This window comes from Curtobacterium sp. MCBA15_009 (assembly GCF_001864895.1).
Lineage (GTDB): Bacteria > Actinomycetota > Actinomycetes > Actinomycetales > Microbacteriaceae > Curtobacterium.
Genome location: NZ_MJGO01000040.1, coordinates 78,256 through 92,895 on the forward strand (window position 1 = coordinate 78,256; position 14,640 = coordinate 92,895).

The 14,640-nt window shown below is 71.9% G+C and carries 10 protein-coding genes and 1 pseudogene; all 11 read left to right on the plus strand.

Annotated elements, in window-relative coordinates:
• Nucleotides 1-87: 87 nt before the first annotated feature.
• Complete coding sequence (pheS, locus tag BIU97_RS15715) at nt 88-1,128, plus strand: phenylalanine--tRNA ligase subunit alpha (RefSeq protein WP_071298115.1); 1,041 nt, start codon at nt 88-90, stop codon at nt 1,126-1,128.
• Entirely contained in the window at nt 1,128-3,620 is a 2,493-nt protein-coding gene (gene pheT, locus BIU97_RS15720; protein ID WP_071298116.1) for a phenylalanine--tRNA ligase subunit beta, read from the plus strand. The genes pheS and pheT overlap by 1 nt, the downstream gene beginning before the upstream one ends.
• A 77-nt stretch (nt 3,621-3,697) precedes the next feature.
• Nucleotides 3,698-4,795, plus strand: coding sequence for an N-acetyl-gamma-glutamyl-phosphate reductase (locus BIU97_RS15725; RefSeq protein ID WP_071262579.1), 1,098 nt, complete (start codon nt 3,698-3,700; stop codon nt 4,793-4,795).
• A complete protein-coding gene (gene argJ, locus BIU97_RS15730) occupies nt 4,792-5,991 on the plus strand; it encodes a bifunctional glutamate N-acetyltransferase/amino-acid acetyltransferase ArgJ (protein ID WP_071262578.1) in 1,200 nt (399 codons plus the stop codon). Before BIU97_RS15725 ends, argJ begins: the two co-directional genes overlap by 4 nt.
• A complete protein-coding gene (argB, locus tag BIU97_RS15735; RefSeq protein ID WP_071262577.1) occupies nt 5,991-7,019 on the plus strand; it encodes an acetylglutamate kinase in 1,029 nt (342 codons plus the stop codon). The genes argJ and argB overlap by 1 nt, the downstream gene beginning before the upstream one ends.
• Complete coding sequence (locus BIU97_RS15740; RefSeq protein ID WP_071298117.1) at nt 7,016-8,254, plus strand: acetylornithine transaminase; 1,239 nt, start codon at nt 7,016-7,018, stop codon at nt 8,252-8,254. The genes argB and BIU97_RS15740 overlap by 4 nt, the downstream gene beginning before the upstream one ends.
• Nucleotides 8,251-9,162: pseudogene (gene argF / locus BIU97_RS15745) on the plus strand (ornithine carbamoyltransferase); the annotation flags it as partial. The gene BIU97_RS15740 and the pseudogene argF, both read left to right, overlap by 4 nt.
• 152 nt (nt 9,163-9,314) lie before the next feature.
• Nucleotides 9,315-10,505, plus strand: coding sequence for an argininosuccinate synthase (locus BIU97_RS15750; protein WP_071298118.1), 1,191 nt, complete (start codon nt 9,315-9,317; stop codon nt 10,503-10,505).
• A gap of 136 nt (nt 10,506-10,641) precedes the next feature.
• Nucleotides 10,642-12,078, plus strand: a complete 1,437-nt coding sequence (gene argH / locus BIU97_RS15755; RefSeq protein WP_071262650.1) for an argininosuccinate lyase — start codon at nt 10,642-10,644, stop codon at nt 12,076-12,078.
• A complete protein-coding gene (locus BIU97_RS15760; protein WP_071262574.1) occupies nt 12,075-12,773 on the plus strand; it encodes a DNA-3-methyladenine glycosylase in 699 nt (232 codons plus the stop codon). The genes argH and BIU97_RS15760 overlap by 4 nt, the downstream gene beginning before the upstream one ends.
• A gap of 63 nt (nt 12,774-12,836) precedes the next feature.
• Entirely contained in the window at nt 12,837-14,150 is a 1,314-nt protein-coding gene (tyrS, locus tag BIU97_RS15765; RefSeq protein WP_071262573.1) for a tyrosine--tRNA ligase, read from the plus strand.
• Nucleotides 14,151-14,640 lie beyond the last annotated feature (490 nt).

The following is a 14,640-nucleotide window of genomic DNA, read 5'->3' on the forward strand; positions in this document are numbered from 1 at the left end:
CTGCACAGGCCGCTCGTCGGCACCGACGATCCACAGTCCGCTCGGTGCAGACGGGTGGTATCCCGTCGGCCGGTAGGATCGGGTCTCGTGTCAGAACCTCTCGAGATCAGCGAATCGGCCGTCGCCGACGCGGTGGACCAGGCCCTCGCGGCCGTCCGTGCCACGACGACGGTCGCCGAGCTGAAGCAGGCCAGGGCCGAGCACACCGGCGAGCAGTCGCCGTTGGCTCGGATGAACGCGTCGATGCGCAGCGTGCCGCCGGAGCAGAAGGCCGCGGCCGGCAAGCTCGTCGGGCAGGCGCGCGGGCGGCTCAACGCGGCGATCGCCGAGCAGGAGTCGGTCCTCGCCGAAGCCGAGGAGCGTGCCCGGCTCGAGGCCGAGCGCGTCGACGTCACCGCGCTGCCGACGCACCGCCCGACCGGCTCGCGTCACCCGCTCTCGCTCCTCAACGAAGCCGTCGCGGACATCTTCGTCGGCATGGGGTGGGAAGTGGCAGAAGGCCCCGAGCTCGAGCACGAGTGGTTCAACTTCGACGCCCTGAACTTCGACCAGGACCACCCGGCCCGGGCGATGGCCGACACGATCTTCGTCGAGCCCGTCGACCGGCACCTGGTCATGCGCACCCACACCTCGCCGGTGCAGGTGCGGTCGCTGCTGTCCCGCGACCTCCCGCTCTACGTCATCGCCCCGGGTCGTGTGTACCGCGCCGACGAGCTCGACGCCACGCACCTGCCGGTCTTCACCCAGGTCGAGGGCATCGCGATCGACAAGGGCCTGACGATGGCGCACCTGCGCGGCACGCTCGAGCACTTCGCCCGGCAGATGTTCGGCGCCGAGGCGCAGATCCGACTCCGCCCGAACTACTTCCCGTTCACCGAGCCGAGTGCCGAGATGGACGTCTGGCAGCCGAACGCCAAGGGCGGCGCGCGGTGGGTCGAGTGGGGTGGCTGCGGCATGGTCAACCCCAACGTCCTGCGTGCCGCCGGCATCGACCCGGACGAGTACCAGGGCTTCGCGTTCGGCATGGGCATCGAGCGGACGCTGCAGTTCCGCAACGGCCTGAACGACATGCGTGACTTCCTCGAGGGCGACATCCGCTTCTCGCAGCAGTTCGGAACGGTGGTCTGATGCGCGTCCCAATCCGTTGGCTCGGCGAGTCCGTGGACCTGCCCGACGACGTCACCCTCGAGCACGTCCACGCGGCGCTCGTGTCGGTCGGCTTCGAGGAAGAGGACGTCCACACCTTCGACCTGACCGGCCCCGTCGTCGTCGGCCGGGTGCTCGAGCGCGTGCCCGAGCCGCAGAAGAACGGCAAGACCATCAACTGGTGCCAGGTGGACGTCGGCGAACCCGAGCCCCGCGGCATCGTCTGCGGTGCGCACAACTTCGACGTCGGCGACCTCGTCGTCGTCACGCTCCCCGGTGCCGTGCTGCCCGGCCCGTTCCCGATCGCGGCCCGCAAGACCTACGGGCACGTGTCCGACGGCATGATCGCCTCGGCTCGCGAGCTCGGCCTCGGCGACGAGCACGACGGCATCCTGCGCTTCGCCGACCTCGGCATGGAGCCCCCCGTCGGCGCAGACGCGATCGCCCTCCTCGGCCTCGACGACGCGGCGGTCGAGATCAACGTGACGCCCGACCGCGGCTACGTCATGAGCATGCGCGGCGTCGCCCGCGAGTACGCCCACGCCACGGGCGCGGGCTTCCACGACCCGGTCGACCGCGTCGCACCCCGCACCGGCGAGGGCTTCCCGGTGACGATCGACGATCAGGCGCCCATCCGTGGCCGGATCGGCGCGAGCACCTTCGTCACCCGGGTCGTCCGCGGCATCGACCCCACCGCGAAGACACCGTCCTGGATGGTTTCGCGTCTCGCACTGGCCGGCGTGCGGTCGATCTCCCTGCCGGTCGACATCACGAACTACGTCATGTTCGAACTCGGGCAGCCCCTGCACGGCTACGACCTCGCGACGGTGAACGGTGGGCTCGGTGTCCGTCGTGCCACGGTCGGCGAGACCCTCGAGACCCTCGACGGCGTCGTCCGCAAGCTCGACCCCGAGGACCTCGTCATCACCGACCACGCCGGCCCCGTCGGGCTCGCCGGTGTCATGGGCGGTGCGCGGACCGAGATCTCGGCCACGACGACCGACGTCCTCATCGAGGCCGCCGGCTTCGACCAGGTCTCGATCGCCCGCACCGCTCGACGGCACAAGCTGCCGAGCGAGGCGTCCCGACGCTTCGAGCGCGGGGTCGACCCGCTCGTGGCCGAGGCCGCGGCGAACCGGGCCGTCGAACTCCTCGTCGACCTGGCCGGCGGCACCGCCGATGCACTCGGTTCGACCCTCGTCGACACCACCCCGCGCCCCACCGTGTCGATGCGACTCGCTCGTCCGTCCGAACTCATCGGTGTCGCGTACACCGACGCCGAGGTCGTCGACACGCTCCGCGCGCTCGGCGCCACGGTCGACGTCGACGGTGACCTGCTCACGGTGACGCCGCCCACCTGGCGCCCCGACCTGACCGACGACACCACCCTGGTCGAAGAGGTCGCACGCATCGTCGGGTACGACCGGATCCCGAGCGTCCTGCCGGTCGCGCCGCCCGGACGCGGCCTCACCGCGCACCAGCAGGCCCGCCGTCGCGTCGCGTCGGCCCTCGCCGCCGCCGGGCTCGTCGAGGTCGTCACCGCACCCTTCGTGTCCGCACCGACGCAGGCCGCGTACCCGGGCATCGACGCAGCGGGCGGCCCGAGCGTCGTCCTCGCGAACGCACTCGACAGCGAGCAGGATCTGCTCCGCCGCAGCGGGGTCCCCGCGCTGGTCGACGCCGCCCGTCGCAACGTGTCCCGCGGCCTCGTCGACGTCGCGCTCTACGAGACCTCGCGCGTCTTCCTGCCGGCCGCCGGCGAGACGCTCGGCACCGCCGACGTGCCGGCCGGTGGGGCGCTGCCCGACCGCGCGACGCTCGAGGCGCTCGACGCCTCGCTGCCCGCGCAGCCCTTCCACGTCACCGCGCTCCTCACCGGCAACCGCGTCGTGAAGCAGCCCGGTGTGCCCGCCGAGCCGTACGGCATCGCGGACGCCGTCGACGCGGCACGCCAGGTCGCCTGGGCGGTCGGTGTCGAGCTGACCGTCGCCCAGACGACGCACCCGTCGCTGCACCCCGGCCGTGCGGCGTCGCTGCTCGTCGACGGAGCGGTCGTCGGTGTCGCCGGCGAGCTCCTGCCCGAACTGTCCGAGGCGGCCGTGCTGCCCCGGGTGGTGGCGGTCGTCGAACTCGACCTCGACGCCCTGGTCGCCGCGGCGCCGGAACTCGTGGCGGTCGCGCCGATCGTGTCGTACCCGGCGGCCACGCAGGACCTCTCCCTGGTCGTCGCGACGGACGTCCCCGCCGGTGACGTGCTCGATGCGGTGCGCTCTGGCGCGGGAGAGCTGCTGGAGTATGCTCGGCTCGTGGACGACTACCGGGGCACGGGTGTGGACGAGGGACAGAAGTCCCTGACGTTCGCCCTGCGGTTCCGCGCCACGGACCGCACGCTGACCGCTGCCGAGGCCACCGAGGCCCGCGACGGCGCAGTCCGACGTGCCGGCGAGCGATTCGGGGCGACCCTGCGCGACTGACCCACGACGGGATCAGCACCGCCCGGGGTCGCCGCCTCCGACTCCTCGACGACCAGTCCGACCAAAGGTGGAATCCCATGTCCGTATCCGTCGCCGTGGCGGGAGCCTCCGGCTACGCGGGCGGTGAGCTCCTGCGCGTGCTCTCCGCCCACCCCGAGTTCGACGTCAGGACGGTGACCGCGTTCTCGAACGCCGGCCAGCCCCTGATCGCGACGCAGCCGCACCTGCGGTCGCTGTCGCACCTGACCCTCGTGGAGACGACGGCCGAGAACCTCCGCGGGCACGACGTGGTGTTCCTGGCGCTGCCGCACGGCCAGTCGGGTGCGATCACCGCCGAACTCGGCGACGACGCCCTCGTGATCGACTGCGGCGCGGACCACCGGCTGACGGACCCGGCGGCGTGGGAGCGGTTCTACGGCGGCGAGTACTTCGGCGCCTGGACCTACGGGCTGCCCGAGCTGTTGCTCGCGGCGCCCACCCCCGGCTCGGCCGACGAGTGGCGGGACGTCGACGACATCGCCGCCCAGGGCAAGCAGCGGTCCGGTCTCGTCGGTGCGAAGCGGATCGCGGTCCCCGGGTGCAACGTGACCGCGGTCACGCTCGGCATCCAGCCGGGGATCCAGGCCGGGCTCGTCGAGTCCGACGACATCGTCGCGGTGCTGAGCGTCGGCCCGAGCGGTGCCGGCAAGAAGCTCGCGAACACCTACCTGGCGTCCGAGATCATGGGGTCCGCCAGCGCCTACGCCGTCGGTGGCACCCACCGGCACGTCCCCGAGATCCAGCAGAACCTGCAGGTCGCCGGCGCGTCCGACGTCACCATCTCGTTCACGCCGGTCCTCGTGCCGATGTCCCGGGGCATCCTCGCCACCACGACCGCGAAGCTCTCGCCCGGCGTCAGCGCGCGCGACGTCCGGCTCGCGTGGGAGCAGGCGTACGCCGACGAGCCCTTCGTGCACCTGTTGCCGGAGGGGGAGTTCCCCCGCGTCGCCGACACCATCGGTGCGAACACCGCGCTCGTCGGCATCGCCGTCGACGAGTCCGCGGGCCGCGTCGTCGCGGTGAGCGCACTCGACAACCTCGCCAAGGGGACGGCGGGCGCCGCCGTCCAGTCGGCAAACATCGCCCTCGGTCTCCCCGAGACCACGGGCCTCAGCGTGGACGGAGTCGCACCGTGACCGACGCAGGCACGACCACCCAGACCGAGCCGGGCCTCCAGGGCGTCACCGCGGCAGCGGGCTTCCGCGCTGCCGGCGTCACCGCCGGTCTCAAGGCGAGCGGCAAGCCGGACGTGGCGCTCGTCGTCAACGACGGGCCCGACGCGGCCGCGGCCGCGGTCTTCACCAGCAACCGCGCCCAGGCGCACCCCGTCATCTGGTCCCGCCAGGTGGTGGGGGACGGCGTCGTCCGCGCCGTCGTCCTCAACTCGGGTGGTGCGAACTGCTTCACCGGCCCGTTCGGCTTCCAGACCACGCACCTGACGGCCGAGGCCGTGGGCGACGCCCTCGGCATCGGGGCCGGCGACGTCGTCGTCTGCTCCACCGGGCTCATCGGCGTGGGCGACCAGACCTTCCGCGACAGCGTGCTCCGCGGCGTCGACCTGGCGAGCGCGGCGCTCAGCGACGACGGCGGACCGGACGCGGCGACGGCCATCATGACGACGGACACGAAGCCCAAGCAGTCCGTCGTGACCGAGGACGGCTGGACCATCGGCGGCATGGCGAAGGGTGCCGGCATGCTCGCGCCCGGTCTCGCGACGATGCTCGTCGTCATCACGACGGACGCCGTGCAGACGCCCGACCAGCTCGACCAGGCGCTCCGCGCCGCCACCCGCACCACGTTCGACCGGGTCGACTCGGACGGCTGCATGTCGACGAACGACACCGTCGTGCTGCTGTCGTCCGGTGCGAGCGGTGTGACGCCCGAGGTCGGCGACTTCCAGGAAGCGCTGACCGCCGTGTGCGCCGACCTCGCCCGCCAGCTGCAGCAGGACGCCGAGGGTGCGGCCCACGACATCACCATCGAGGTCGTGCACGCCGCCTCCGAGGACGACGCCGTCACCGTCGGTCGGAGCGTCGCCCGCAACAACCTGTTCAAGGCGGCCGTCTTCGGCAACGACCCGAACTGGGGCCGGGTGCTCGCGGCGATCGGCACGACCGACGCCGAGTTCGACCCGTACCAGGTGGACGTCAGCATGAACGGCGTGCGGGTCTGCCACGCCGGCGCTCCGGACGAGCCGAGCGACACCGTCGACCTCACCCCGCGCGACACCCACGTGCGCATCGACCTCGGGGTCGGCACGCACGCGGCGACGATCCTCACCAACGACCTCACGCACGACTACGTGCACGAGAACAGCGCGTACTCCAGCTGATGGGCGACCTCAACAAGCAGGAAGAGCACGAGCTCGCCGCGGTCAAGGCGGCGACGCTCATCGAGTCGCTGCCCTGGCTGAAGCGGTTCTCGGGCAAGATCGTCGTGGTCAAGTTCGGCGGGAACGCCATGGTGAACGAGGACCTCAAGCGCGCGTTCGCCGAGGACATGGTCTACCTGCGCTACGCGGGGCTGCACCCCGTCGTCGTGCACGGTGGCGGGCCGCAGATCTCCGCGGCGCTGAAGGAGCAGGGCATCGAGTCCGAGTTCCGCGGCGGGTACCGCGTCACGACGACGGAGGCGATCACCGTCGTCCGCGACGTCCTGGCCGGCGAGGTCAACCGCGAGATCGTCGACCTGGTGAACGAGCACGGCGAGGGCCTGGCCGTCGGCGTGTTCGGCGACGGCGGCTCACTCTTCACCGGTGAGAAGAAGGGCGTGGTCGTCGACGGGCAGGAGTACGACCTCGGGCACGTCGGGGACATCACCCACGTCGACCCGTCCGGCGTGCTCGCTGCGATCGAGGCCGGCCGGATCCCGGTGGTCTCGAGCATCGCGATCGACGACGCGCACCCGGACCAGGCGCTCAACGTGAACGCCGACGCGGCGGCCGGTGCGCTCGCGATCGCGCTCCGCGCCTCGAAGCTCATGATGCTCACGGACGTCCCCGGGCTGTACCGCAACTGGCCCGACCGTGACTCGATCGTCGACCTCATCGCGGTCGAGGAGCTCCGCGAGCTGCTGCCGACGCTCGAGTCGGGGATGATCCCGAAGATGACCGCGTGCCTCGACGCCGTGGTCGGGGGTGTCGGCGGCGCGACCATCATCGACGGCCGGATCCCGCACTCGATCCTGCTCGAGGTCTTCACCCTGCGGGGTGCGGGCACCGAGGTGATCCCGGACCCGAGCCGACGCACCGAGAACCAGATGACCCACGCCGAGATCGGCCGCCGCGTGGCGTCGCCGTCGATCGACAGCAGCACCGGCCAACACGTGGCCGGCGCGACCGAGAAGGGACAGCAGCCGTGAGCACCGAGACGCAGACCCAGACCTGGAACGACCGGTTCGGGGCGTCGCTCATGCGATCCCTGACCCCGCCGAAGATCATGCTCGAGCGCGGCGAGGGCTGCCGCGTGTGGGACGTCGACGGCAACGAGTACCTCGACTTCCTCGCCGGCATCGCCGTGAACTCGCTCGGACACGCGCACCCGGCGCTCGTCGGGGCCATCGCCGACCAGGCGGCCAAGCTCGTGCACGTGTCGAACTACTTCGCCACGCCGCCCCAGCTCGAGCTCGCCGAGCGCCTGAAGCGCATCAGCGGTGCCGGCGACGCCGGTCGGGTGTACTTCGGCAACTCCGGTGCCGAGGCGAACGAGGCCGCCTTCAAGCTGGCCCGCCTGAACAAGGGTGCCGACGGCCGGAAGACCCGCATCCTCGCGCTCAAGCAGGGCTTCCACGGCCGGACGATGGGCGCCCTCGCGCTCACCGGCAAGCCCGCCCTGCAAGAGGACTTCCTGCCGATGGTGCCGGGGGTCGAGCACGTCGACACCTCGATCGAGGCTCTCGAAGCGGCGATCGACGACACCGTCGCCGCCCTGGTGCTCGAGCCGATCAAGGGCGAGGCCGGCGTCGTCGACCTGCCCGAGGGGTTCCTGCTCGCCGCACGTCGGCTCACCGAGGAGCACGGCGCGCTGCTGGTCCTCGACGAGATCCAGACGGGCGTCGGCCGCACCGGCAACTGGTTCGCGTTCCAGGGTCACGGCATCACGCCCGACGCGATCACGGTCGCGAAGGGCATCGCCGGCGGGTTCCCGATCGGTGCCCTCGTCACGTTCGGGTGGGCGTCCGACCTGTTCTCCGCCGGGCAGCACGGCTCGACCTTCGGCGGGAACCCGCTCGGCACCCGGGTCGCGAACGCCGTACTCGAGGAAATCGAGCGCGCCGACCTCGTCGCCGGTGCCGTCACCAAGGGCGAGCGGATCCGCGCCGGCATCCGCGCGATCGGCTCCCCGCTCGTCGAGGAGGTCCGCGGGACCGGTCTGCTCATCGGCGTCGGGCTGACCGGCCCGATCGGCGCAGCCGTCAACGCCGCTGCGCTCGAGCGCGGCCTCATCATCAACGCCCCCAACGAATCGAGCCTGCGCATCGCGCCGCCGCTCATCGTGTCCGACGCCGAGATCGACGCGTTCCTGTCGATCCTCGGGCAGAGCCTGGCCGCAGTCGCCGCCGAGCAGGGCACCACCAGCCAGGAGACCTCCGCATGACCCGCCACTTCCTCCGGGACGACGACCTCAGCCAGGCCGAGCAGTCCGCGATCCTCGACATCGCCGACCGCATGAAGGCCGACCGCTGGGCCGAGAAGCCCCTCGCCGGTCCGCAGAGCGTCGCGGTGATCTTCGACAAGTCGTCGACCCGCACCCGGGTGTCCTTCCACGTCGGGATCTCCGACCTCGGCGGCAGCCCGCTCATCATCTCGACGGCGAACAGCCAGCTCGGCGGCAAGGAGACCCCGTCGGACACCGCCCGCGTGCTCGAGCGCATGGTGTCGGCGATCGTCTGGCGCACCTACGGCCAGGCCGGTCTCGAGGAGATGGCGGCCGACACGACGGTCCCCGTGGTGAACGCGCTGTCGGACGACTTCCACCCGTGCCAGCTCCTCGCCGACCTGCTCACCATCCGTGAGCACCGCGGCACCCTGGCGGGCCAGACGGTCGCCTTCATCGGCGACGGCGCGAGCAACATGGCGCAGTCCTACCTGCTCGCCGGTGCGACGGCCGGCATGCACGTGCGGGTGGCCGCCCCGGACGCCTTCGCCCCCGCGGCGCAGGTCGTCACCGACGCCGAGGAGCGCGCGGCCGTCACCGGCGGGTCCGTCCTCGTCGTCACCGACCCGGTGGCCGCTGTCGCCGGCGCGGACGTCGTCGTGACGGACACCTGGGTCTCGATGGGCAAGGAGTCCGAGAAGCAGTCGCGCCTCGACACCTTCGCCGGGTACCGCGTCGACGACGAGCTCATGGCGCACGCCGCGGACGACGCCGTGTTCATGCACTGCCTGCCGGCGGACCGCGGCTACGAGGTCACCGCCGAGGTCATCGACGGACCGCGCAGCATCATCTGGGACGAGGCGGAGAACCGCCTGCACGCCCAGAAGGCGCTGCTCGCCTGGCTCCTCGCCGCGAACACGACGGGCAGCGCGACCAGCGCGACCACCGCGGGCAGCGCGACCACCGCTGGCAGCGCGACGAGCGCGACCAGCGCGGTCGCCGCGAGCACCACCGCGACCACCGCGGGCGCCGCGACCACCGCGGCGTAGGGACGCACCGCATGGCAGACCGCGTCGTCCTCGCGTACTCCGGTGACCTCGGCACCTCCGTCGGGGTCGGCTGGCTGCGCGACACCACCGGCAAGGACGTGGTGGCGCTCGCGGTCGACGTCGGGCAGGGCGGCGAGGACCTCGACGCGGTCCGCGCGCGGGCACTGGAGTGCGGCGCGGTCGAGTCGATCGTGGTGGACGCCCGCGACGAGTTCGCCGACGAGTACGTGGTGCCAGCACTCAAGGCCAACGCGCTCTCACTCCGACGGTCGTCGCTGGTGGCGGCGCTGAGCCGTCCCCTGGTGGCGAAGCACCTCGCGCTCACCGCGACCCAGCTCGGCGCGGGCACCGTCGCCCACGGGTGCAGCGGGACGGGTGACGACCCGGTCCGCTTCGAGGCGGCGGTCGCGGCGATCGCCCCCGACCTGCGGTGCGTCGCACCGGTCCGGGACCTCGCGCTGACCCCGGACAGCACCGTCGCGTACGCGGCCGAGCACCGGCTGCCGGTCCCGGGCAGCGAGCGTGCGTACTCCGTCGACCAGAACCTCTGGGGTCGGGCCGTCGAGACCGGGTTCCTCGAGGACCCGTGGTCCGCACCCGACGAGGACCTGTACGCCTGCACGCAGGACCCGGCGACCCCCCGCGAGCCGGACGAGGTCACCGTGACCTTCGAGCGCGGGGTGCCGGTGGCGATCGACGGGCAGCGGTTCAGCGTGCTGCGCGTCGTCCAGGAGCTCAACGCCGTGGCCGGCAAGCACGGCGTCGGGCGGCTCGACGTCGTCGAGGACCGACTCGTCGGCATCAAGACCCGTCAGATCGCCGAGGCCCCCGGTGCGACGGCGCTCATCGCGGCGCACGAGGACCTGGAACGGCTGACCCTGGAGCGCGACGTCATCCGCTACAAGCGCGGCGTCGAGTCGGAGTGGGCCGACCTGGTGTCCGACGGTCTCTGGTTCGGCAGCCTGAAGCGCAGTCTCGACGCCTTCGTGGACCACACCCAGCAGCACGTGTCCGGCGACGTCCGGCTGCGGTTGCACGGCGGTCTCGTCACGGTGACGGGTCGCCGCTCGGAGCAGAGCCTCTACGACTTCGACCTCGCCTCGGACGGCGACGACGCGTTCGACCACTCCCTGTCGAAGGGCTTCTCCGAGCTCTGGTCGTTGCCGAGCCGGATCGCCGCACGACGCGACCGGGCGAACTGACCACCAAATCGTCCGGACGCGCCGACGCGACGCGGCCGGCCGGGCCCGACCAGCCCGACCCGACGTGGCACCCGCACCGATCGACAGCCCCACCCCGACCGACAGCCCCACTCCGACCAGGACGACGCAGGACGACATGACCGACGAGAAGACCGACGCCACCAACACCGGTGCCCTCTGGGGCGGCCGCTTCGCCGACGGCCCGAGCGAGGCCCTCGCCGCCCTGTCGAAGTCCACGCACTTCGACTGGCAGCTCGCGCCGTACGACATCGCGGGGTCCCGCGCGCACGCCCGCGCGCTGCACACGGCCGGGTACCTCACCGCGGACGAGCTCGAGCGCATGCTCGCCGGCCTCGACCGGCTCGGAGCGGCGCACGCCGACGGCACGCTGCAGCCCGACGACTCCGACGAGGACGTCCACGGGGCCCTCGAACGCCTGCTCATCGCGGACCTCGGCCCCGAGCTCGGCGGCAAGCTCCGCGCCGGCCGCAGCCGCAACGACCAGATCGCGACCCTCGGGCGCATGCACATGCTCGACCACGGGCGGCGCATCGGGCGGCTCGTGATCGACCTGGTCGACGCGATCACCCAGCAGGCGACCGAGCACCCCGACGCGATCATGCCCGGGCGCACGCACCTGCAGCACGCCCAGCCCGTGCTCCTGGCCCACCACCTGCTCGCGCACGCCTGGCCGCTGGTCCGCGACCTCGAGCGCCTGCGTGACTGGGCCGGCCGGGCGAGCGTCAGCCCGTACGGCGCCGGTGCGCTGGCCGGCAGCTCGCTCGGGCTCGATCCCGCCGCCATCGCCGCGGAGCTCGGCTTCGACCGCCCGGCGGACAACTCGATCGACGCGACCGCCGCCCGCGACGTCGTCGCCGAGTTCGCGTTCGTCCTCGCGCAGATCGGCATCGACCTCTCGCGGCTGTCGGAAGAGGTCATCCTCTGGAACACGAAGGAGTTCGGCTTCGTCCAGCTCCACGACGCGTTCTCGACCGGCTCGAGCATCATGCCGCAGAAGAAGAACCCGGACATCGCCGAGCTCGCCCGGGGCAAGTCGGGGCGCCTGATCGGCAACCTGACCGGGCTCCTCGCGACCCTCAAGGGACTGCCGCTCGCCTACAACCGCGACCTGCAGGAGGACAAGGAGCCCGTCTTCGACTCGGTCGCCACGCTCGAGGTGCTGCTGCCGGCCTTCACCGGCATGATCGCGACGCTGTCCTTCGACACCGACCGGATGGCCGAGCTCGCCCCGCAGGGCTTCTCGCTCGCGACCGACGTCGCCGAGTGGCTCGTGCGCCAGGGCGTGCCCTTCCGCGACGCGCACGAGGTCTCCGGCGCGCTGGTCCGGTACTGCGAGGAGCGCGGCATCGAGCTCGACGAGCCGTCTGACGACGAGTACCGCACCGTCTCCGAACACCTCACGCCCGAGGTCCGCACGGTGCTCACGATCGAGGGCAGCGTCGCGTCCCGTGCGGGCGTCGGCGGCACGGCCCCGGACCGCGTCGCCGAGCAGCTCGCCGCGGTCACGCGTCGGGTCCACGACATCGCGGCGGGCGCTCCCTTCTCGCGATGACCGCCGGTCTCCTCGCCCTGCTCGCCGAGCCCGCGCCGACGGTCGCACCCGCCCTGCTCGGCGCGACCGTGACGGGGCGGGGGGTGACCATCCGGATCACCGAGGTCGAGGCCTACTCCGGCCCCACCGACCCCGGTTCGCACGGGCACCGCGGGCCGACCGAGCGCAACCGCCACCTGTTCGGCTCGCCGGGCACCCTGTACGCGTACCGCTCGTACGGCATCCACACCTGCGTCAACGTGGTGAGCGCGCCCGTGGGCACGTCGTCGGGATCGCTCCTCCGCGGGGCCCGGGTCGTGGACGGTCTCGACGTCGCCCGTGCACGCCGCGGGCCGTCCGTCACCGAGGTCGCGTTGGCTCGCGGCCCCGGCAACCTCGGCAGCGCCCTCGGGGCGGTCCTCGGGCAGGACGACGGGACCTCGCTGCTCGACGGCTCCGGTCCGTTCGTGCTCGCCCTGGCACCCGGTCTGGAGGCCCGGATCGCCTCCGCCGGCCCGGCTCGCCTCGTCGAGGACCTCCTGTCCGAGACGCTCCCCGGTCCGGCGACGGGCGGTCCGGTCCTGCGGATCTCGCGCGGACCCCGCACCGGCGTCGCCGGCATAGCCGGCGGGGTGGGCTACCCCTGGCGGTTCTGGCTGACGGGTGACCCGACGGTGTCGACGTACCGACGGCACAAGCGCGCCCTCGACCCGTGAACGCGACCACGGGCCTCCCGGTCGACGGCGCCGGCGGTGGCGCGCCGCCGGTACGATGGCTGGGTGTCCAGTGATCCCTCCCACGACGTCCTGACGCGCCAGCAGAACGACCCCACCTTCGACTCCGTGTGGGACGAACTGCGGTGGCGCGGTCTGGTGCAGGTCTCGACCGACGAGGCCGCGCTGCAAGCGGCCCTCGACGGTGACCCGATCACGTACTACTGCGGCTTCGACCCGACCGCGCCGTCGCTGCACTGCGGCAACCTCCTGCAGCTGCTGACGATGCGCCGGCTGCAGTTGGCGGGGCACAAGCCGCTCGCGCTCGTCGGGGGGTCGACGGGGCTCATCGGCGATCCGCGTCCGACCGCCGAACGGACCCTGAACACCCGCGAGACGGTCGCCGAGTGGGTGTCCCGTCTGCAGGGACAGGTCTCGCGGTTCCTCAGCCCGGACGGTGACAACGGCGTGCGGCTGGTGAACAACCTCGACTGGACGGCGCCGTTGTCCGCCATCGACTTCCTGCGCGACGTCGGCAAGTACTTCCGCGTGAACTCGATGCTCAAGAAGGACGCCGTCGCCGCGCGGCTGAACTCCGACGCGGGCATCAGTTACACCGAGTTCAGCTACCAGATCCTGCAGGGCCTCGACTACCGCGAGCTCTTCCGGCAGTACGGGTGCACGCTGCAGACGGGTGGCTCGGACCAGTGGGGCAACCTGACCTCGGGGACGGAGCTCATCCGGCGAGCCGAGGGCGCCACGGTGCACGCCCTCGGGACCCCGCTCATCACGAACGCCGACGGCACGAAGTTCGGCAAGAGCGAGGGCAACGCGATCTGGCTCGACGCCGAGATGACCTCGCCGTACGCGCTGTACCAGTTCTGGCTCAACACGGCGGATGCCGACGTGATCGCCCGCCTGCGGGAGTTCACGTTCCTGTCCCGTGCCGAGATCGAGCGGCTCGAGCAGGCGGTGGCGGACGAACCCTTCCGCCGCGAGGCCCAGCGCACCCTGGCCTTCGAGGTGACCTCGCTCGTCCACGGTGTCGAGGCCACACAGGCGGCGATCGACGCCGCGGCGGCGCTGTTCGGCAACGGTGAGCTCGGTGCCCTCGACCCGGACACCCTGCGATCGGCGATCGCCGAGCTGCCCGGATCGGTGACGCTCGACCCCGGTGCCGACGTCGCCCGTGCGTTGGTCGAGACCGAACTCGTGAAGTCCCTCGGCGAAGCGCGGCGCGCGATCGACCAGGGCGGGGTGTACGTGAACAACGCCCGGGCCGAGGACCCGGCCGCGGTGCTGTCCGACCTCGCCCTGCCCGGGGGAGTCCTCGTGCTCCGCCGTGGCAAGAAGACCCTCGCCGGTGTGACGCTGGCCTGACGTCCGACGCTCGACGATGCCCGGTTCCCCGCGTGGGACCGGGCATCGCTGCGTTCCGGCACCGGGTGTTGCACAAGGCGACACGCCCGGGATGGGAGCTGGCTTGGCGCACTCGCTCAGGGCTGCGTATAGTTCTTACTCGTCACCCCAAAGGTGCGGCGGAGCGGCTGGAGCGAAAGCCCAGAGCATGCCGGCCCTCAAGCGGGACCATCCTCCACTGAAGTTCAGATCAGGCCTTGCGCCGGATCGCTTCGACGCCTAGGATGACAAGCCCACCGGTTCTCTCCCCTCGGGATGAGCCACTGGACCTCTTGGTCCGACGAACGACCGGTGGCAAGCCAAGTACACAAGCCTTGTGGCTGAAGCTCGAACTCGAGCCGAGGAGCAAGTGCGTCTGGTCCTTGAGAACTCAACAGCGTGCACATTGTCAATGCCAATTTATTGATTGACCTCGTGCCTGGTCGGCTTGCTGACCGGGTCATGATGCAAT

Bases quoted from the DNA above. Each gene is read 5' to 3' on its own strand.
- pheT (WP_071298116.1), top strand. From the start codon at position 1,128: ATGCGCGTCCCAATCCGTTGGCTCGGCGAGTCCGTGGACCTGCCCGAC.
- BIU97_RS15725 (WP_071262579.1), top strand. From the start codon at position 3,698: ATGTCCGTATCCGTCGCCGTGGCGGGAGCCTCCGGCTACGCGGGCGGT.
- argB (WP_071262577.1), top strand. From the start codon at position 5,991: ATGGGCGACCTCAACAAGCAGGAAGAGCACGAGCTCGCCGCGGTCAAG.
- BIU97_RS15750 (WP_071298118.1), top strand. From the start codon at position 9,315: ATGGCAGACCGCGTCGTCCTCGCGTACTCCGGTGACCTCGGCACCTCC.
- argH (WP_071262650.1), top strand. From the start codon at position 10,642: ATGACCGACGAGAAGACCGACGCCACCAACACCGGTGCCCTCTGGGGC.
- BIU97_RS15760 (WP_071262574.1), top strand. From the start codon at position 12,075: ATGACCGCCGGTCTCCTCGCCCTGCTCGCCGAGCCCGCGCCGACGGTC.